The 20,692-nt window shown below is 37.9% G+C and carries 23 protein-coding genes; 5 read left to right on the top strand and 18 right to left on the bottom strand.

Translation table 11 applies throughout. The features are described from left to right. Positions 1–67 precede the first annotated feature (67 nt). The 8 genes from RMA94_RS13530 to pqqA form a co-directional block, all read right to left on the bottom strand. Complete coding sequence (locus tag RMA94_RS13530; RefSeq protein ID WP_016806236.1) at positions 68–304, bottom strand: hypothetical protein; 237 nt, start codon at positions 302–304, stop codon at positions 68–70. A 252-nt stretch (positions 305–556) separates the two neighbouring features. Further along, complete coding sequence (locus RMA94_RS13525) at positions 557–733, bottom strand: hypothetical protein (protein WP_002113575.1); 177 nt, start codon at positions 731–733, stop codon at positions 557–559. Positions 734–1,312: 579 nt separating this feature from the next. Further along, positions 1,313–2,365, bottom strand: coding sequence for a dipeptidase (locus tag RMA94_RS13520; protein WP_311083384.1), 1,053 nt, complete (start codon positions 2,363–2,365; stop codon positions 1,313–1,315). Between the two features lie 18 nt (positions 2,366–2,383). Further along, the gene (pqqE, locus tag RMA94_RS13515; RefSeq protein WP_311083382.1) at positions 2,384–3,538 is read right to left on the bottom strand and encodes a pyrroloquinoline quinone biosynthesis protein PqqE; all 1,155 of its coding nucleotides are present in this window, start codon (positions 3,536–3,538) and stop codon (positions 2,384–2,386) included. Further along, complete coding sequence (gene pqqD, locus RMA94_RS13510; protein ID WP_068565827.1) at positions 3,535–3,819, bottom strand: pyrroloquinoline quinone biosynthesis peptide chaperone PqqD; 285 nt, start codon at positions 3,817–3,819, stop codon at positions 3,535–3,537. Before pqqD ends, pqqE begins: the two co-directional genes overlap by 4 nt. After that, positions 3,816–4,574, bottom strand: a complete 759-nt coding sequence (gene pqqC / locus RMA94_RS13505; RefSeq protein WP_311083381.1) for a pyrroloquinoline-quinone synthase PqqC — start codon at positions 4,572–4,574, stop codon at positions 3,816–3,818. The genes pqqD and pqqC overlap by 4 nt, the downstream gene beginning before the upstream one ends. An 8-nt stretch (positions 4,575–4,582) precedes the next feature. Next, on the bottom strand, positions 4,583–5,494 hold the full coding sequence (gene pqqB, locus RMA94_RS13500; protein ID WP_311083379.1) for a pyrroloquinoline quinone biosynthesis protein PqqB: 912 nt from the start codon (positions 5,492–5,494) through the stop codon (positions 4,583–4,585). 74 nt (positions 5,495–5,568) lie between these two features. After that, a complete protein-coding gene (pqqA, locus tag RMA94_RS13495) occupies positions 5,569–5,643 on the bottom strand; it encodes a pyrroloquinoline quinone precursor peptide PqqA (RefSeq protein WP_001982218.1) in 75 nt (24 codons plus the stop codon). Between the two features lie 248 nt (positions 5,644–5,891). Here pqqA and RMA94_RS13490 point away from each other — a divergent pair, with 248 nt between their 5' ends. Then, positions 5,892–7,673: a bifunctional metallophosphatase/5'-nucleotidase gene (locus tag RMA94_RS13490; RefSeq protein ID WP_311083377.1), complete on the top strand. Its 1,782-nt coding sequence runs from the start codon at positions 5,892–5,894 to the stop codon at positions 7,671–7,673. Positions 7,674–7,739: 66 nt separating this feature from the next. Here RMA94_RS13490 and RMA94_RS13485 read toward each other — a convergent pair whose 3' ends face one another. The 7 genes from RMA94_RS13485 to RMA94_RS13455 form a co-directional block, all read right to left on the bottom strand. Continuing rightward, complete coding sequence (locus tag RMA94_RS13485) at positions 7,740–8,141, bottom strand: transcriptional repressor (protein WP_005076029.1); 402 nt, start codon at positions 8,139–8,141, stop codon at positions 7,740–7,742. 504 nt (positions 8,142–8,645) lie between these two features. After that, positions 8,646–9,308, bottom strand: coding sequence for an isochorismatase family protein (locus RMA94_RS13480; RefSeq protein ID WP_311083375.1), 663 nt, complete (start codon positions 9,306–9,308; stop codon positions 8,646–8,648). Positions 9,309–9,376: 68 nt separating this feature from the next. Further along, entirely contained in the window at positions 9,377–10,147 is a 771-nt protein-coding gene (locus tag RMA94_RS13475; protein WP_130625472.1) for an SDR family oxidoreductase, read from the bottom strand. 359 nt (positions 10,148–10,506) lie between these two features. Next, the gene (locus RMA94_RS13470; protein ID WP_202724091.1) at positions 10,507–11,127 is read right to left on the bottom strand and encodes an ATP-binding cassette domain-containing protein; all 621 of its coding nucleotides are present in this window, start codon (positions 11,125–11,127) and stop codon (positions 10,507–10,509) included. A 4-nt stretch (positions 11,128–11,131) separates the two neighbouring features. Beyond that, complete coding sequence (gene modB / locus RMA94_RS13465; RefSeq protein ID WP_227063765.1) at positions 11,132–11,824, bottom strand: molybdate ABC transporter permease subunit; 693 nt, start codon at positions 11,822–11,824, stop codon at positions 11,132–11,134. Further along, entirely contained in the window at positions 11,821–12,606 is a 786-nt protein-coding gene (gene modA, locus RMA94_RS13460) for a molybdate ABC transporter substrate-binding protein (protein ID WP_202724090.1), read from the bottom strand. The genes modB and modA overlap by 4 nt, the downstream gene beginning before the upstream one ends. A gap of 182 nt (positions 12,607–12,788) precedes the next feature. Then, positions 12,789–13,139 carry a winged helix-turn-helix domain-containing protein gene (locus RMA94_RS13455; RefSeq protein ID WP_068530616.1) on the bottom strand — a complete coding sequence of 117 codons (351 nt, stop codon included), beginning with the start codon at positions 13,137–13,139 and terminating at the stop codon, positions 12,789–12,791. 220 nt (positions 13,140–13,359) lie between these two features. Between RMA94_RS13455 and antA the strand changes: the two genes are divergently transcribed. The 4 genes from antA (at position 13,360) to RMA94_RS13435 (ending at position 17,818) form a co-directional block, all read left to right on the top strand. After that, positions 13,360–14,775: an anthranilate 1,2-dioxygenase large subunit gene (gene antA, locus RMA94_RS13450; protein WP_213385015.1), complete on the top strand. Its 1,416-nt coding sequence runs from the start codon at positions 13,360–13,362 to the stop codon at positions 14,773–14,775. A 2-nt stretch (positions 14,776–14,777) separates the two neighbouring features. Next, entirely contained in the window at positions 14,778–15,269 is a 492-nt protein-coding gene (antB, locus tag RMA94_RS13445; protein WP_000076809.1) for an anthranilate 1,2-dioxygenase small subunit, read from the top strand. Positions 15,270–15,274: 5 nt separating this feature from the next. Continuing rightward, complete coding sequence (gene antC, locus RMA94_RS13440; RefSeq protein ID WP_081312809.1) at positions 15,275–16,309, top strand: anthranilate 1,2-dioxygenase electron transfer component AntC; 1,035 nt, start codon at positions 15,275–15,277, stop codon at positions 16,307–16,309. A gap of 450 nt (positions 16,310–16,759) precedes the next feature. Next, a complete protein-coding gene (locus RMA94_RS13435; RefSeq protein ID WP_311083369.1) occupies positions 16,760–17,818 on the top strand; it encodes an AraC family transcriptional regulator in 1,059 nt (352 codons plus the stop codon). A 57-nt stretch (positions 17,819–17,875) separates the two neighbouring features. Here RMA94_RS13435 and RMA94_RS13430 read toward each other — a convergent pair whose 3' ends face one another. The 3 genes from RMA94_RS13430 to RMA94_RS13420 are packed head-to-tail and all read right to left on the bottom strand — an operon-like array spanning position 17,876 to position 20,672. After that, on the bottom strand, positions 17,876–18,823 hold the full coding sequence (locus RMA94_RS13430) for a transporter (RefSeq protein ID WP_311083367.1): 948 nt from the start codon (positions 18,821–18,823) through the stop codon (positions 17,876–17,878). Between the two features lie 51 nt (positions 18,824–18,874). Further along, positions 18,875–19,405 carry a flavin reductase family protein gene (locus RMA94_RS13425; protein WP_032003622.1) on the bottom strand — a complete coding sequence of 177 codons (531 nt, stop codon included), beginning with the start codon at positions 19,403–19,405 and terminating at the stop codon, positions 18,875–18,877. 28 nt (positions 19,406–19,433) lie between these two features. Continuing rightward, entirely contained in the window at positions 19,434–20,672 is a 1,239-nt protein-coding gene (locus RMA94_RS13420; protein WP_199112525.1) for a styrene monooxygenase/indole monooxygenase family protein, read from the bottom strand. Positions 20,673–20,692: the final 20 nt, after the last annotated feature.

Here is a 20,692-nt window from a genome sequence, read left to right as displayed (position 1 = left end):
GGCGAAACGTATCTATGTTTCGCCTCAATGACTTAGAAATATGAAAAATGTACTTACAGAAAAACGATTAAGAATTAAGGACTTTAAAGACTTTACCTGTTCTAGGATGAGCAAAGCTATTATCTGGATCTAAATTGATGACTTTATCCGAAATCACAATTTTAGAAAGTGGTAACCAGCTCTGTTCCAGTTCAACGTCTATAAAGTTTTTTTCATTGATATTTTCATAAATTTGTTCGACAACGATTTCCATACCACACATACTTTTAGCATTCACTTCTTTTAAGATATGGCGTTTTGACATACTAGTCTCCATTTTTTTATTATCCGCATCGACAATAATAAAGACTCCACTGATACAATATGTAAATTTTAATAATGAAAGTGTTTTCTTTGTTTTAATCATATTTTTGCAATAATTAAATGAATAGTTGAGTGATTATTTAATTTAAATATTATTTTTAAGTTAATCTATTCAATGTAAATATTACTTATTAAAAAATTTACTTTTAATCAAAATTAAAGGGTTCATTAACTGAACCCTTTTTATTTAATTCTAAACTTGTACTGCGTTATCCAGCGAACCATCATCTTTATTTTTAGCAGTGTCTTTACTAATCAATGAGTCTGTATCACTATCTGTGGTAAAGCTTTTGCTATTTTTTTGCTTTTTCTTGTACATACACATCCCAATCGCGATACCTGTTCCCAATACTATAATTGACTTTAACATTTTGCACCTCTTCGATTAACGGAGTAACTTTTGAGAAATTAGCTTAAATTAATAACATAAAATTTGTTATTTAACGGCTTTCATTTGCTCCGCTTTTGTAAGGTGTTTATTTTTTATGTTAATTGAAGAGAAAAATAATCCCGAAAAATAAATTTTGATACAAAGCAAAAAGCCTATTCTAAAAAAGAATAGGCTTTTCACTGTATTTCAGGATTAAGCAGTATTATGAATCGCTTTAGGCAATCTTATTATCTTTAAAAATACATTACAAATGTATTTAATGCTGAACTTTTAGTCAAGATGGGATTGAGGGTTTTTACCAATAATTAGCGATTATTGTGATGACTGTCACGTTTATATAATTAGAATAAGAAAAAACCCATTTCTACTTCTCATAAAGAAATGGGTGATGTGAAAACCACAAAAGACCTGAAATACCAAATGTTCTTACATTCAGTAAGGTTGAGTGTAGTGAATATACCGAATGGTTGACAATTAAACTATTTGTATTTTTTTTAGTCATTTCGGCCAATAAAAAAATAGTTATGATTCTGTAGATTAACTCTATTTAGTCATTCATTATTGACCAAAAATTCTATAAAGCACCCTCACCCAATTATTAAGACATATATTTTCAATTAGTGTTTTTGAATAACCACGCTGTTGCATACGTTCAATTAAGCGATGTAGGCCTGTTACATCTTCAAGTTCAGTACCTATAAGTGCACCATCGAAGTCCGAACCAAAGCCCACATGTTCTTCGCCCAAATGATCCATTAAATATTCTAAATGTTCCAAAATTACATCAATCGATGTATCTGCATTTCGTTGTCCATCTGACCGTAAAAAAGCGACATCGAAATTTACCCCCACCATCCCTTTACTTTCTCGGATTGCTTTGAGTTGTGGGTCAGTTAAGTTGCGAGCTTGAGGACATAAAGCATGTGAATTAGAGTGTGTTGCTACAATTGGCTGCTGCAATATATCTACAGTATTCCAAAAAGCTTTCTCATTCATATGTGAAACATCAATCACCATCTTTTTATCAGCACAGCGTTTGATAAAGTCTTTACCATCGCTGGTAAGACCTGCTCCTGTGTCAGGTGAGTGCGGAAACTTAGTATTTAAACCATGTCCAAAACGACTAGGTCTATTCCAGAGGGGACCAATACTACGTAAGCCTCTTTCATAAAATACATCGAGTAAATCAGGATTTTGTTGTAAAGCTTCTGCACCTTCCATATGCAATACAATTGCTAGCTTTTGCTCTGCTAAACAATCCTGAATATTTTGAACCGAGGTGCAAATTTTAATATTTTTAGAATACTGAGCAAGTTGGTGAGCTAAATCGAGTTGTTCCAAGCAAATTTGTTCAATTTGCTGTTGGGTAAAATCAGAAGCATTCGGATCAAATAATTTATTAGGATGATGCTGTTGCACATAGCTATATGGCGGTAAAAAAATCGCAAACATTCCACCAATAAAACCAGCTTCTTGACAGCGTTTTAAATCAAGATGGCCTGATAGGCGTTCATGAACAAAAGCATGTACAGGATCTGGATAGTCACTTAGCCATAAGCGTGTTAATGCGTCATTATGTCCATCAAAAACTGGAATATGGCTAGGCTTCATGAGTATTCCTGTTAATTGCTATATGTCTGTAATTGTGTGGACTGGAATATTTTGGGTGGCGCTTAAAGATTTAGAGTTTCTACTATTACGGAAGACTAAATTTTGTAGAGGTGCAACCAACTGACTTTCTGCCCGTGCTTGTTCAATCATTTGATGATACGGCGATTTCCCACATACAGGATCGGCATTAGCCGCATCTCCAGTCAACATATAGGCCTGACAACGACATCCGCCAAAGTCACGATCTTTATCGGGACAGCTACGGCACCCTTCTGGCATCCATGCATCGCCACGGAAATGATTGAATCCGGTTGATTTGTACCAAATATTTGACAATTTATGTTCGCGGACGTTTGGAAACAAAATGGGCAGTTGTCGTGCTGCATGGCAAGGTAGCGCCATACCATCTGGAGCAACCGTAAAGAAGATTTTACCCCAGCCATTCATACAGGCTTTTGGTCGTTCTTCATAATAATCGGGCACTACAAAAATGAGTTTGCAAGGGTGATTTTGCGCTTTTAATTTTTCTCGATATTCATTGGTAATCCGTTCAGCTCGTGTCAGTTGCTCTTGTGTGGGTAATAAACCTTGGCGGTTTAAAAAAGCCCAACCATAAAACTGACAAATTGCTAGCTCGACTGTATCTGCATTCAGCTCAAGGCAAAGTTCAATGATTTGTTCAATCTGGTCAATGTTATGCCGATGAATAACAAAGTTAAGCACCATTGGGTAATCGTATTTCTTAACCAATCGGCACATTTCATACTTTTGTTCAAAAGCATGCTTTGAACCTGCCAAGGCATCGTTTACCACAGGGTCGCTCGCTTGGAAGCTCACTTGAATGTGGTCTAAACCCGCTTGTTTTAGATCAGCAATACGTTGTTCGCTAAGGCCCATGCCTGAGGTAATGAGGTTGGTATAAAACGCTTGCTGATGAGCATGTGCAACGAGTTGTTCTAAATCTTGACGTACCAGTGGTTCACCACCAGAGAAACCGAGTTGAACAGCACCCATCTGACGTGCTTGATCAAAAACATCAAACCACTCTTGAGTAGTCAGCTCATTTTTATGCTGAGCGTAGTCCAATGGGTTTGAGCAATATGGGCATTGTAGCGGACAACGATAAGTTAACTCCGCTAATAACCATAAAGGTAGGCCAACACCTTCTGTCATATTAAATCAATCCAGTGTTGCTGTTTTGCGACCAGCATGTAATCCACTACATCTTGATCTATCTCAGCAATATCACCAAATTTTTGCTTTAACTGAGCAATAATTGCAGAAACATTTTGCTGCCCATCAATATATTGTCCAATTGCCCCTGCACTTTCATTTAATTTGATCATGCCTTCAGGATATAAAATCACAAAACCATTTTGAGCTGGCTCGAACTGAAAACGGTAACCTTGTCGCCATGTTGGCACAAGGTTTAAATCAAACTGCTCTTTATTCATTTAAATAGTCCTTTGTGCCAAACTCGTTTGCTTGTCACGCTGTGATATGGTGCTTCATTGTGAACATATGCCAAAGTTAAAGCATCTAAAATGCTCCATAAAATATCCAGCTTAAACTGTAATATTTCCAGCATTCGTCCTTGTTGCTCAAAAGTTGTAAATGAATCAAGCGTAATTGTTAAACCATGTTCAACATCACGGCGTGCCTGGCTTAAACGAGAACGAAAATACTCATAGCCTTTATCATCAATCCATGGGTAATGTTGTGGCCATGAATCAAGACGTGATTGATGAATTTGAGGAGCAAAAAGTTCTGTTAAAGAACTGCTTGCTGCTTCACGCCATGAAGCACGACGTGCAAAGTTCACATATGCATCTACTGCGAAACGTACACCCGGCAAAACTAATTCTTCGGAAATAACTTGTTCACGACTCAAGCCCACAGCTTCGGCTAAGCGTAGCCATGCTTCTCGACCACCGCCATCTGGATATTCACCATCTTGATCGATCATACGTTGAATCCATTCTTGACGCACACGTTGATCAGGACAATTTGCCATAATCGCCGCATCTTTAAGCGGAATATTAATTTGATAGTAATAGCGGTTTGCAACCCAAGCCTGAATTTGTTGCTGGGTTGCTTTACCTTCATACATCATCACGTGAAATGGATGATAGATATGATAATACTGGCCTTTATCGATAATGGCTTGTTTAAATTGTTCGGTTGTTAAAGCTTCAGGTGTTTGAGTCATGTTTCACCTTAGAGTTCAATCTGCATGCCGTCATAGGCAACTTCTACACCATTTGCTTTAAGTTCAGCAAACTGGCTAGAGTTTTCATTTAAAATTGGATTGGTATTGTTAATATGAATTAGCACTTTTTTAGGTGTACTCAGCTGGTTTAAATAAGACAGTGAACCACCCTCGCCACTAATATATAAATGCCCCATTTCGCGACCAGTTTTAGTTCCCACCCCTGTTTGCTGCATTTCATCATCTGTCCAAAGCGTACCATCAATCATGACGCAGTCTGAACTCTGCATAATCTGCATGATTTGATCATCAATTTTTCCAAGACCTGGTGCATAAAACAACTGCTTTTGTGTTTTATGATCTTTGATAATTAAAGCAATATTGTCGCCATCATGTGGGTCATATCGATGTGGTGAATATGGCGGCGCAGCACTTTTAATAATTAAAGGCACAAACTCTAAATTTTCGAAACCATCAATTTTAAAGGCTTGTTTAGGATTAATTTGGTTGTATTGAAGACCACCATTCCAGTGTTTGAGCATATTAAAAACTGGAAAACCACTCGTTAAATCTTGATGGACCATTTCTGTACACCATACATTCATTGGGCAACCTTCACGTAAGGTTAAAAGCCCAGTCGTATGGTCTAACTGACTGTCCATTAAAATAACGCTTGTTATTCCTGTATCACGCAATTTACGCGCTGGTTGAGCCGCTTTAAATTCGAAGAGTTGCTGACGGATATCAGGTGATGCGTTTAATAAAACCCAGTCTGTTCCATTTTCAGAAATAGCAATTGATGATTGAGTACGGGGTTTGGCTTGGATTGTGCCTGTGCGCACACCATGACAATTCGGGCAATTACAATTCCACTGCGGGAATCCGCCTCCAGCAGCTGAACCTAAAACATAAATATACATAAAATTAATATCTTATTAGAAAGAGATAAGCCCTAGAACAAGACTAGGGCTTATGACATATTTGATGAAACTGATTAACGTGCTTCAAAGTACATTGTAACTTCAAAACCAATGCGTAAATCAGTAAAAGCTGGTTTAGTCCATTGCATAAATTATCTCCGGTTCATATTAATCTTATGAAATGAATCACTTGATTAAGATTTATAAGGCAATTAAAAATTTATTCTAAATAAAAAAATTGGGTTTGTAGACCACCCCTAGCTAAGATATTGTTCGATAATTGTGTTTTTTGTCCAAATTTTAATATTTCGAACATATTTCCTTATTGGGTGTTTCATCAAATATTCATACTAAAAGCGTATTTTTTATCCGTCTTAATTGATCAAATGATAAAAAAATGAAAAATTTAACAATATTTTTTAAAGTAACAACACTTTCTCTGGCTGTAGCGTTATTGGCGGGATGTAATGACGATGATGATAATGACACAGCACCACCTGCCCAAAGAAGCAATCAAACTGTAAATATTTTAGCTTTTAATGACTTTCACGGAAATCTTGAGCCACCTAAACGTTATGTCGAGGCATCAAATCCAAATGATGCTACTCAATCTGTTCGTATTCCTGTGGGAGGAGTGAGTTACTTTGCCGATGCAATTAAAAAACTTAAAGCAGAAAATCCAAATAATGTTGTGGTTTCGGCGGGTGATTTAATTAGTGCCTCTCCTCTCACCTCTTCTTTATTTTTAGATGAACCAACTATTGAAGTCATGAATGATATTCAAATTGACTTTAATGCTGTAGGTAACCATGAATTTGACCGTGGTACAGACGAATTACGCCGTTTAAAAAATGGTGGATGTCAGCAATATACCAGCACTGCACCTTGTCAAATTAATAAAAATTTTAGTGGTGCAAAATTTGATTTTCTCGCTGCTAACGTAGCAATGAAAAATGATGCGAGCAAAACAATCTTTCCTGCATATAAAGTCAAAACTTATGGTGGAATTCCAGTCGCATTTATTGGTTTAACCCTTAAAGCGACGCCAAGTATTGTTTCTGCGGCGGGTATTAAGGATGTTGAGTTTCGTGATGAAGCTGATACGGTAAATGCCTTGATTCCTGAGTTACAAAAACAAGGCATTGAAGCAATTGTTGTTGTGGTACATGAAGGTGCGGCGCCAAGTACGAAGCTCAATCAAAAAACATGTGATGGTTTAAGTGGTCCGATTTTAGGAATTTTGGATAAGCTTAATCCAGCAGTTGATATTGTTGTTTCAGGTCACACACATCAATCTTATATTTGTGACTATGCAACAAAAAATCCAGCTAAACCATTCTTACTTACTTCAGCTGGACAATATGGCACGCTCATTACTGACATCAAGATTGAATTAGATGGTAAAACTGGTGATGTCATTAAAAAAGATGCTAAACAAGTTCCTGTACAAAGTGAGGCCTATACGTCTGGCACAACCACGGTAAGCCTGACAGACCTCTATCAAAAATTTAACAAAACCCCAAGCATTGAAGCGATTTTAGATAAATACCGCCAAGCTGTGACCACCATTTCAAGTCGTGTGGTTGGTACATCTACTGCCGTTGTGAGCCGTACTCAAGTCGAAAGTGGTGAAAGTCCGCTAGGTATTATGATTGCCGATGCTCAGCAAGCGGCTGCCTTAAAAGCAAGTAATCAAGGCTCAGACTTTACACTAATGAATCCAGGCGGTGTGCGTGCGGATCTACTCATTAATAGTAGTAACCAGATTACCTTTGGCGATGTTTTTGCAGTTCAACCTTTCGGTAACTCTATTGTGACTTTGAGCTTAACCGGTAAACAGATTAGAGATGTGCTTGAACAGCAATGGTCTGGTGCAAATGCAAATTCACCTAGAATTTTACAGCCATCTAAAGAGTTGAGTTACCAATATGCGGCAAATACATCTGTTTCACCACGAGCAAGTAATATTATGATTGCAGGTTCGCCGTTGGTTGACACTAAAGTGTATCGCGTGACAGTAAATAGCTTCTTGGCAGATGGTGGTGACAACTTTACGGTATTAAAAGAAGGCCAAAACCGTGTCGGTGGTGGTCAAGATATTGATGCTCTTGAAACTTATGTTGCTAACAATTCACCTTTAACTATTCCAGCTACGACTCGAATTAAAGTTATCAAGTAACTGATTTAATAAAAATAAAGGACAGTATGATGCTGTCCTTTATTTTTATGGCAGTTTAAAAGATTTTTATTCGGTATATAGATTGAGCTCAACACTACTGATATCGACTCCAGTATTTGCAAAAATAATATCAGTAACCTCATGAAGTAATTCTTTAACTTTGTCATTTTCAAAGTTCAAAGCTTCAGAGGTTTTGAGCGAAATGAGGTTACAACTCATCTTGTCTTTTCTAAGCTTATAAATACTTTTGCTTTTTCCTAAAAACACCCTTTTGATGAGTTTACGGTTTTCAAATTCCGACAAGATTCGATAAATCGTTCCTAGCGTTATTTTATGTTCATTTTTAATTTGCGTATAAATACTCACAGCACTTAAGCCTTGTGGATTTTGATTTAAAATTTCAAAAACCTGTATTCTCGATTTTTTTATGGGTAGTCCATTTAATAATGATTTTGAAGTTGCTGTCATGATTAATTAACCTTAATGTTGAAAAAATATAGAAATTTTTTAAAATTATTTTGTCTATACTTACTTGAAAATTATGGAAATGATTTGATGTATAAATCAGAGCTTATTACCCTATAAATAAGCTTTGATCTGATTATAAGATTCTGAATAATTTAATATTATTCCTACCTCACTATCTACATGTACGCCCTTGGCGAATAAAAGCATTCTTGAGCTGAACCATATTGCGACCCTCTTCATTAAGTCATTTTTCGAGCTTATTCTATATAATGATTAACATATGATAAATATTATCATTTGTGTTTAGCGGTGTATCATATACATATAAGTTTTAATATTCAATATTAAGTAATTATCAAATACATAATGATAACCATTATATATTACCAATTAAATGATGATGAGTTGCATCAATTCTCTATTATAAGTATTCATTTCCACCTATATAAAAAGCAGATCGATGATCTGCTTTTTATATTTTAAATAGAATAAGTTAAATGACTATTATGCTAAAGATAGTACATCTTGTTCTTGCATCCATGCTTGGATTACTTGTTGTGTTGTCATGACTTGAGCACATCGTGTACTGGCATATTTTAATGCCATATCGTGCTCTTCGCGGCTAAAGTCAGCTAGTGCATCACCACATAAGAATGGTTGGATGTTTAGCATAAATGCTTCAGCAGCACTCATAAGACAACCAATATGCGCATATACCCCGCAGATAATCAGTTGATCGCGACCAGATTCCCGCATGAGTTGTTCGAGAGGTGAAAATTTAAAAACACTATATCTCCACTTGGTAAGAACCGTATCATTTTTTTGAGGTGAAATTTTTGGCAAAATCTGCGTAAAGCTTGGCTCGTTCTTTAAACCAGGTCCCCAAAAATCAGTTAATAACTGTCGATGTTCAGGTGATTGATTGCCGGGTTGCGCTGTATAAACAACGGGAATATTAGACTGATGAGCGGCATCAATTAATGCTTTGGTGTTTTTAATGAGTTCTGGAATAGGTTCTTGAGTTAAGTCATAGAAATCTAAAAAATATTGCTGCATATCATGAATCAATAAAACAGCTCGATTGGTATTCAATAACCAATTTGTTTTGTTGGGAGTAAATTCATGGGCTTGGGGCATACTGTAACTTGCAATCTTTGGAATACTCATTAGTATTTTCCTTTTCTATTTTTCAAAATATTTTTTAATTTCAGATGGTTGTTGTGCTGAAGTAGTATTTAAACCCCAAGTGTCGCTCCCCCATCTACCACTATTTCTTGCATCGTAATTTGGGCAGCTTGGTCCGAGAGTAAAAAGCTCACGGTATTGGCAATATCATCTGGTTGCGCGAGTTTTCTTAAGGGAATACCTGTTCGGTACTGGCTCAAATCACCATCAATTACTGCAGGTGGAGGTGCATTATCAGTCCAAAGTTGTTGCTGCATTTGAGTGAGAGTAGATCCTGGTGAAACAATATTCAGCCTGACTTGATAAGGCGCGATTTCAAGTGCCAGATTGCGACAAAAATGACTCAGTGCAGCCTTAGTGGTGGCATACATACCAAGTTGCATACGCGGCATTCGTGCACTATTTGAACTAATAGTGACAATACTGCCCTGCTTTTTTGCACAAAAATGTTTAGCTACTTGTTGGCTGATCGCGATAGGCGCCATGACATTGACCGCAAAAAGTGTTTCCCAATCTTCCATTTTTGCTTCAAGCATGGAGCGCATAATTAATACTCCTGCTGCATTTACTAACCCCGTAATTTCGTATCTTTCTAAAAGCTCTGAAATTAAAGTTTGTGTTTCTTGTTGATGGGTAATGTCTTGTGAGATGCCTTGCCATTGTGAAGTTTGATCTGGCGTTATTGTTTTGCTGATATCCCATTGTTTAGGATTTTCTTGTCGGTCAATACCAATAACGTGATAGCCCTGATCTAGTAGTTGCTTGGCAATAGCCGCTCCTATCCCTCTTGCAGCACCTGTGACCACGATGGTAGAGCGCATGTGGATACTCCAATTTATATTATAAAGAAATCTATAAATATAATTGCAAATAATTATCATTCTTATCAAGAGCAAATTAAGATAAAAGATTAATTTATGATCTCAGGTAAATGAGCTTTAGCTTAAAATTTTAAATTACATTGTTGTTTTATATTAGTTTTATTAAATTAGAAGGTCAGAAATATTTTATTGTTAATAATCATTTTCAATAAAGCAGGTTTTGATTTATTCGGCTAAAATCAGATTTATGGTTTATCAAACCTAGTAACTTTTTAGGGTTCAATCTCCAGCAGGCTAAGAATGAGTTCTCTATAACTCCGACTCTCGTAAGTTTGGAAATGCGTATAAAAAATGAAAAATTATAAAATCCACATAGTTTCGGTCAGATGTTTAATCTCTTGAATATCATGACTCACATAAATCATTGGAATTTTTATTTCCTCTTTTACTTTCTGAAAAAAAGGAATAATTTCAGCTTTATGATTCGCATCTAATGCTGATAAAGGCTCATCAAGCAGTAACAGCTTAGGTGAATATAACAATGCTCGACCTAGTGCCACGCGCTGCTTTTCCCCACCTGAAAGTTTAATGGGCATGCGTTGTAATAAATGCCCTAACTTTAATAACTCAATAATATAATCTGCTTCGAAGTGACGTTCTTGTTGGGACAGATGCTTAAGACCAAATAATAAATTTTGCTTTACCGTTTTATGCGGAAAAAGCTGAGCATCTTGAAAAACCAACCCAACATGCCGCTTTTGGGTACTCAAGTTAATTTTTTGATCTGAATCAAACCATGTTTGGTCCTGTATTTTAATGAGCCCACTACGCGGAGTGTTCAGGCCAGCAATGGCATGTAAAATCGATGTTTTACCTGAACCCGATGCACCGAATAAGCCAATAACAGAAGCATCTGACTGGAAACTAGGTTCAATATGAAATTGCCCCATTTGTAGCTGGAAACGGCAATCAATCAACATAATTTTACCGCCCTAAACGCTTCTTTTGATAACGATGAAACCACTGCGCAAACCATAATGCCAGAAAAGCCACGCTTAACGATAAAACAATAAGCCGTTGAATAGCGGCCTCTGTATCTGGTTGTTGCATTAAGCTATACATAGCTAAAGGCAAAGTCCGTGTTTCATTTGAAATATTACCCACGAAGGTAATGGTCGCACCAAACTCACCTAAACTACGGCAAAAACATAAAATAGCACCAACTAAAATGCCACTGCTGGCAAGAGGTAAAGTGACATGAAAAAATGCCCCTAAAGATGAAGCTCCTAATGTCTTTGCTGCCATTTCTAAACGCTGATCGACCAATTCAATTGCTAGTCGAATAGATTGCACCAAAAGCGGAAAACCCATCACTGCCGAAGCAAGAACAGCGCCTTTCCAGTTAAATGCAAAATCAATTCCGATCGGTGCCAAATATTGCCCAATAATGCCGCGACTGCCAAAAACTTGTAAAAGCAAATAACCAGGTACAACTGGCGGTAGCACTAAAGGTAAAAACACCAATGTTTCAATAAATGACTTACCCCAAAACTCTTTACGTGCCAAAAACCATCCCACACAAATTGCAGGAATAATACTGACCACAAGACAACTTGATGCAACCTTACAAGAAAGTTGCAGAACGCTGAGTTCTTCTGGAGTTAAAGAAAGCATCATGGTTTAACTGAAGCCAACACACTAAAGCCATATTTTTTAAAGACTGCTTTGGCTTGGTTGCTTTGTAAAAATTGATAGAACTTTACTGAGTTTGAGTTCTTTTTAATCAACCCTACAGGATAAATAATTAGTGAATGTGTATTTTGCGGAAATACACCAGCTACTTTCACTTCTTTGCTAATTGCTGCATCGGTTGCATAAACAATCCCAACCTGACATTCACCACGTGCCACAAAGTTTAATGCAGCTCGAACATCTTGTGTTTCGACTAATTTTGGCTCAATACGACTCCACCAACCTAAATTAGTAAAAGCTTGTTTAGCATATTTGCCTACAGGCACACTTTTGGTATCCCCTGTACAAATCTTGCCTGTAAATACTTTATTGGGATCGGTCGTTTTATCTAATTTTATATTTAGTGACTGCCCTTTTGGGGTAATTAGAACCAGACGGTTGCCTAATAAATTTATACGGTCATTTGCTGCAACTCGTTTTTTATTTTGCAGATAATCCATCCACTGGGTATCAGCAGAGATAAATACATCAGCTGGTGCCCCAGCTTCAATTTGTTTAGCTAAGGTTGATGAACCAGCATACGAAGTTTTAACTTCTACTTTATTCTGTTTTTCGTAAATTTTTTCTAAATCATTAATTGCATTGGTTAAGCTCGCTGCTGCATAAACGGTAACCGATTCAGCCTTGGCTGGAACATTAAAGACCAATCCTATGCTGAGCACAGAACAGGCTAAAGCCAATTTTTTTATCTTCGTATCACTTACCATTATTTTTTACCTTTTTGTCGTTTTTTGCAGCGATATATACCCAAGAATATAGCGATAACCATAGACGATGAAAAGTAGAAATTATTTATAAAGATGGATATTTTTTTCTGAGCAACTGAAAACTATTGGTAGATAAAACTGATTCGCGCTTAAATTCTTTAATTTATAAAGTATTTCTCATCTTATTTCTTTAAATAGCTACTCATGATTTGATAGTCCTGTTCTAAGGCTTGTCGAGCATTGATTTCCATTTGTCGGTAATGCTCTAAGACTTTTTGGCCTAAAGCTGTAACAGCTGCCCCACCACCATGTGTTCCGCCTGTTTGAGTTTCAACTAAAGCTGTTTCAAAGCACTGGTTCATGGTGTCTACCAGCTGCCATGCACGGCGGTAGCTCATATTCATAGATTTTGCAGCTTGTGAGATCGAACCAGTTCTTTCAATTGCTTCAAGTAAATCTGCTTTACCCGGACCAAATGCGATGTTTTGCTCTAAAAGAATTCTAATTTGTAATTTTAAGTTTTGTTCTTTCATAGACTTAGTTCACAAAATTTCATTTTATGCTCCTTAACATTATAAGGAACTTTAATAGGTTAAAACACATACAAATTTAAATCTCTACTCTTTCATAAAAAGAGTTCATTTAAAAAATCAAATCTGCACAAAGTGGATAAAGATCTGGAAAAAACGGATAGAGGCTAAGGCTTAATCGCGGTTCAATCAGTTAAAAGCTGATTGATTGGAGGATTGAGCAATGACCTCATCTAGTTTAAAACAATGGAATGATTTTATAGATGGATGTATCGACTTCCGTCCTAACGATGGCGTGTTTCGTATTGCACGTAATATGTTTACCGAGCCTGAACTATTTGACTTGGAAATGGAACTTATTTTTGAAAAGGTTTGGATTTATGCATGCCACGAAAGTGAGATTCCAAACAATCATGATTTCCTAACCGTTCAAATTGGTCGTCAACCGATTATTGTGAGCCGTGATGGTAAAGGCGAACTACATGCCATGGTTAATGCTTGTGAACACCGCGGTGCGACCTTAACACGCGTTGCTAAAGGCAATCAGTCTACATTTACTTGTCCGTTCCACGCATGGTGCTATAAGTCAGATGGTCGTTTGGTTAAAGTCAAAGCGCCTAGCGAGTACTGTGAAGATTTTGATAAATCAAGCCGTGGCTTAAAACAAGGCCGTATTGCCAGCTATCGTGGATTTGTATTTGTAAGTCTTGATACTCAAGCAACAGACTCTCTAGAAGATTTTTTGGGCGATGCAAAACTGTTCCTTGATTTAATGGTTAACCAATCTCCAACAGGTGAACTCGAAGTATTACAAGGCAAGTCATCTTATACCTTTGCAGGTAACTGGAAGCTACAAAATGAAAATGGCCTAGATGGTTACCATGTAAGTACTGTTCACTATAACTATGTCTCTACAGTCCAACACCGTCAGCAAGTCAATGCATCAAAAGGTGAAGAACTCGATACGCTTGACTATAGCAAGTTAGGTGCCGGTGACTCAGAAACTGACGATGGCTGGTTCAGCTTCAAAAATGGTCATAGCGTATTGTTTAGTGACATGCCGAACCCAACTGTTCGTCCGGGTTACAGTACAGTTATGCCATATATGGTCGAAAAATATGGCGAAAAATATGCTGAATGGGCAATGCATCGTTTAAGAAATTTGAACTTGTACCCTAGCCTATTTTTTATGGACCAAATTAGTTCACAGCTTCGTATTGTTCGCCCTGTTGCATGGAATAAAACTGAAGTCATCAGCCAATGTATTGGTGTTAAAGGTGAATCTGCTGAAGCACGCCGTAACCGTATTCGCCAGTTCGAAGATTTCTTTAACGTATCAGGCCTTGGTACACCCGACGATTTAGTTGAATTCCGTGAACAGCAAAAAGGTTTTCAGGCACGACTTGAACGTTGGAGCGATATTTCGCGTGGTTGTCAGTCTTGGGAATATGGCGCGACCAAAAACTCGCAAGATTTAGGCATTCACCCCGTTATTACTGGTCGTGAATTTACCCACGAAGGACTGTATGTAAACCAGCATGGACATTGGCAACGTCTAATGCTCGACGGATTAAACAAGAAAGCATTAAAAATGCAGGATATTACTTTTGAAAACAATGCCCTAATGGATGAGGTGTAACCATGTCACAAGAACTACATTTTGCTGTATCTCAGTTTTTGTACAAAAAGGCAGAGCTTTGCGATGCTTATGACTGGGATGCCTATCTAGAGCTTTACGATGAAGATAGTGAATATCATATTCCACAGTGGATTGATGACCATAACTATGTTCAAGATCCAAATCAGGGTTTGTCTTATATTTATTATGCAGACCGTACTGGACTCGAAGACCGTGTATTCCGTATTCGTACCGGAAAAGCAGCGTCTGCAACACCCTTACCACGTACTTTGCACAGCATAAACAATATCCGAGTGAAAACATTGGATGATGGGTTAATTGAAGCAAAAGTTGCATGGCAAACGCTCTATAACCGTCAAGGATTAGAAGGCTGTTTTTACGGACACGCTACTTATCTTTTACGCCAAACCGCAGATGGTTTCCGTATTCGTCGTCAGCACAGCATTTTGCTTAATGACAAAATTGATTCCGTTTTAGACTTCTATCACGTTTAAGGGGAATGAAAATGGGACATTCAGTTGCACTTAACTTTGCCGATGGCAAAACCTTTTTCATTTCGGTAAATAACGACGAATTGTTGCTTGATGCAGCAGTTCGCCAAGGAATTAACCTGCCATTAGATTGCCGTGAAGGTGTTTGTGGTACCTGTCAGGGACAATGTGAAACTGGTATTTATGAACAAGAATATGTCGATGAAGATGCATTAAGTGAACGTGATTTGGCCGAGCGAAAAATGTTAGCTTGCCAGACGCGTGTGAAATCAGATGCAGCTTTTTATTTCGATCATGATTCTGCTATCTGTAACGCTGGTGATACTTTAAAAATTGAAACCAAAGTGACTGCGGTTGAGCTGGTTTCTGAAACGACAGCAATTTTGCATCTTGATGCGAGCAGTTATGCTGAACAACTTCAGTTTTTGCCGGGTCAATATGCTCGTTTGCAAATTCCAGATACTGAAGATTGGCGTTCTTATTCTTTTGCAAACAGACCAAATACAACCAATCAATTGCAATTTCTCATTCGTCTCTTGCCAGACGGTGTGATGAGTAATTACCTGCGTGATCGCTGTAAAGTTGGACAAACCCTACTCATTGAAGCCCCACTTGGTAGTTTCTATTTACGTGAAGTACAGCGACCATTGGTTTTTGTAGCAGGTGGAACAGGATTATCAGCTTTCTTGGGAATGCTAGATAACTTGGTTGAACAGCCTAACTCACCTGCCGTTCAGTTGTATTACGGCGTAAATAATGAAACTGACTTGTGTGAACAACAGCGTTTACATGCCTATGCAGAACAGCTTCCAAACTTTAGTTATCACCCGATTGTGACTAAAGCAACCGAAGCTTGGCAAGGTAAAGCCGGCTATATCCATGAGCACTTAAATAAAGATCAACTGGCCGAGCAGGCTTTTGATATGTATTTATGTGGCCCACCACCAATGATTGAAGCCGTGAAAAATTGGTTAGATGAGCAATCTTTGCAAAACTATCGTATTTATAGCGAAAAGTTTTTACAGAGCAATACCTCACGTTAAAAGTATAAATAATTTAAAAACCACTGAAACCTGAAATTATTCAATATACTCTGCAAGGGGTATATTGAATTTTTGCATTTAAATTAAAAGTTATTATATATCAATAATATAAAATAATAAATTCCGACAAAATAAATTGACCAGTTCGCTCGGATTTGCTATAAATTTTGATAGATCTTAAGGAATAAGATCATGATGAGATTAACTTATAGCACCTTTTATATCCCCCTATTCTATTTCTCAAATGTATTAAATTGATGGACAAAATCCGAATTAAAAATTTGAGAAAATCACATTAATTAGCGGTTAAATTGGTCTGTATTTTGCTTATATCTCATTGTAATTTGCGAGTAACTTAATTTTTTAAGTACCGTATTTACTTGCTGTACAGCGAAGTTTTAAAGCTTTTACAACACAGGTAAATACAGGAGTGAGCCAAAAGGGATATATATGAACCAAGCCAACTCCCCCGAACTCAGTGGACGTCATTTTCAAAATGAGTCTATCTTTACTGATCATAATTTAGTGTTTGATCACCACGATTTAAGCGAAACCTGCCGAAATGTAGGGCAAATTTTTAAACCGCATAATCTTAAAATTTCTCATCAGAAGCGAGATTTCAGTGCAACAATGCACCATGTTAAAACAGGCGCATTGTCTATTAGTCGCTTGGAATATGGCGCGGATGTCATTATTGAACCAGATCACCTTGATAGCTTTTACCTAATTCAAATTCCAACTCAAGGCTACGCAGAAATCGAGTTTGGTTCTCAAAAGTTTATTTCTTATTCTCAAGTTGCTTCTCTTATTTCTCCTCAGCAATCTTTACGTATGCGCTGGCATGCGAACTCACCGCAGCTCATTTTAAAAGTTTCAAAGGATGATTTTACTTACCATTGTCGCCAACACATTGCCGATTCAGAAAATAACTTACTCGTTTTCGACCCAAAATTAGACTTTGCTACACAAAGTGGAGCCTACTTTTTACAGCTCGTCAGAACACTGATGGATGCTTTAGCATGCGAGCAACACCCGCTTCATCATCCTTTAGCCTTTAAACAATTTGAGTCAAATCTATTTAATGCACTCATTTATGGTCAACCTAATAATGCGTTACATAAAATAGATCAGCATAAAGAAAAAACAGTCTCTCCTTATTTTGTGAAGCGTACAGAAGCCTACATAAAAGAACATTTACATGAGCCGCTTAACGTCGAAATTCTGGCCGAGCATGCAGGCGTGAGCGTGAGAACGCTATTTACCGGTTTTAAAAACTATTTGGGTACTACCCCAATGTCTTATTTAAAAGAATTACGCTTCGAACAAGCTCATTTAGAACTGATGCATAATGAAAATCTATCGGTTACTGACGTTGCATTTAAATGGGGATTTACTCACTTGGGCCGTTTTTCTCAAGAATATAAACGCCGTTATGGGGAGCTACCTTCGTCTACTCGTCGATCTGGTCACAGTGAAGGTTCAGGCTTAATTACTTCAATTTTTTCTTAAGTTTAAAATAGACGAAAGCCTTTTATATTGATTGATATAAAAGGCTTTTTTTATAATTTAAAAATGATGGACATAACGAACTTGTAGTCGTGTTCCCGCTGGGCGGTTTTCAGCATCTTGCTCAAAATATGCATTTGCAACTAAGTGATCATTTTTAGAAAAACTGTACATCGCACCGGGACCAATTGCCCAAACTTGTTCACGTCGACCTTTGACTTTTTCACCATCAACTTCGGTATCAGTGACTTGTTTTAGCCAATAACCATTTAGTCCTAAGCGGAACCGTTCGGTAATGGCATAGTCCGTTGCAAAGTTTGCATGAATTGCTTGCCCTGCCTGCATATCATTTGCTCCAGCAAAAGCATAGCTTGGGTCATTATTCTTAAAGTTATAAAGATAATGGATACGTGTGGAAGCGGTCCATTTGGGATTAAACCAATATGTTGCAGTCCAATAAGGGTCAAATGAAACAGCGTTATTACCTGGATTAATATCTTTTTGTTGATCGTATTCGCCAGTAGGTAAATTCACCTGAAACTCAAAACGATGTACAAACCTCGGTCCTTGTGCGCCCATGACTGGATCGAACTGAATAAAAGGTCCAATCATAATGTCCCCAAAGCCACTTTGGGCCTTAATGGCAGCATTATTCAAGCCATCATCCATGTCCATTTTACTGACAAAAGGAATTAAAAAATTCATACCTAGGCTGGCTTTATCTTTTACTCGGACATTCGATAAATAACTAATCTGCTCAACCAATACTTGATAATTTAAATCTGTTTTAGGTAAACCGAGTTTTTGTCCATTGGCATCGACTAGTTTATTGCTATCGTAATTTTGAAAATAGGTTTGAGCATACCAACCGGGCCCAGCGGGTAATCCGCCATCGAGAAAGCTGGTCATGCCTAAATTTACGGTTGGTAAATCATAGGCATGAGAAACTAATGGCAAACCCAACAATGTCCCTGCTAAAAATCCATGTTTAATTAAAGTGCTTTTCATCTTCTTATTTCCTAAAAAAATCACGACCGGATTGATCGTGATTGTAGTGAATTAACCTGCTAATTCTGGATGCTCAGCGGCAATCCGATACTTTCCTGCGTGGAATACCAATGGTTCACCTTGGCGCTGTTGGTATTGTTCAATTTGACCAATAAAAATCAGGTGATCGCCGCCTTCATACTGATTTACATTGCGGCAAACCAAGGTTGCGAGTGCATCGGATAAAATTGGAACGCCAGCATTGCATTGTTGATGGGCAATGCCTGCAAATTTGTCTTCGGCACCTCGAGCAAAATGTCCAGAAAGTTGATGATGCTCTTGTGCCAACATGTGGATGGCAAAATATTCAGCTTCTACAAAATCAGACAAACTTGGCGCTGTTTTTGAAAGACTCCACAAAATTAATGGCGGATCTAAAGACAGCGATGAAAATGAATTGGCTGTCATGCCTATCTTCCGACCATCTTTACCACGAGTTGTAATCACTGTAACGCCAGTTGCAAACTGTCCAAGTAAATTACGGATTTCTCTTGGGTTTTCAGCATTAATTGCTTGTAAAGCTAAAGTTTCAATTGTGTCCATTTTTAATTCTCCCTTTGCTGTTTTGCCCTTAAGCTACTTTTGCTGCGGTTTTTGAAGCCAAGAATGCCTGAGCCTGATCTGCATCAAACCACCAAGGAGCAAATGCGCGTGGGTCATCAAAGTTATTGGCCATAATCGAAGCAATGCTCTGGTTTTGGCTTGCGGCTGCTAATAGTTCAACAACATGTGGCTGCGGTGGTACTAACAGACTATTAGTCCAAGCCACGACTTTTTCTGCATAAGCCCAATAACGTTCAAAAGTTTGAGCCATCCATTGTTCGCTAAATCTTTGATTATCATTGGCTAAAATGGCATCGAAATAGATTTTGCTACACTTAGCAGCGTTGTTTGAGCCTTGACCAGTAATTGGATCATTGACCACCAAGGCATCTGCCATACCAAAAATTTGCTTGCCAGACGGTAATGTCAAAATTGGTTTGCGTACTGTCGGCGGGAAACGCCCTGCCAAATATCCGCCTGCATCGGTTAGCTCAACATTTGTGCAACGTTCATATTCCCAAGGCACAAATTTTTTGAGCAAATCCAAACTACATTGCAGATGCTGTTCAGGTGTTTTGACATCTTGCCAACAGTCCATTGGCCCATTTGGAATACCTTCAAAGACCATAATGTCGCAAGGCCCATTCACGGTAAGTGCTGGAAATGAAAAGTACTCACCGACTTCAGGAATAATGTTAAAAGTCACACGAGAGTATGGTGAAATTGGCTTCATATTTTTGACATAGGTCAAAGCCAAAGCGCGCTGAGGTTTATCGAAAACACTACGTGCATCATCACGCTCAAACTGTTTAACAACTTCACCTTTACCAGCCGCGAGTAATACAAGCTCGTAGTCGTTTGCGAGTTGTTCTAACTCTTCTATACCAACATCCTGAATCACCAATCGACCGCCACGGCGTTCAAATTCTTCCATCCAATATGGCATTTTGACGCGTTGATCGACTGATTGAGCGTAGCGCTCAAGACGAGCACTCCATTCAAATGCTTTACCGCCATTTTCAGGGTTAACTAAAGCTAGCCCAATGCCTTCTACTGCTGGACATTGTTCTTCCCAGAAATTTAGTCCCAAGTCACGTTCAGTTTGTAAAGCGGTATGAAACATACACTGGCTTGACATGACTTTACCTTGACGGATTTCGTCGGCAGTTCGATTGGTGATCATGGTCACGTCATAACCTGTATCTAATAACCCCAAACCAAGCTGTAAACCAGACTGTCCTGCTCCAACAATTGCAATACGGCGCATAATATTCTCCATAATTTTCT

It is taken from the genome of Acinetobacter sp. V115_6 (assembly GCF_031799025.1).
GTDB lineage: Bacteria > Pseudomonadota > Gammaproteobacteria > Pseudomonadales > Moraxellaceae > Acinetobacter > Acinetobacter pittii.
Note: the sequence above shows the minus strand (reverse complement) of the source record. Positions and strands in the feature narration are given on the sequence as shown.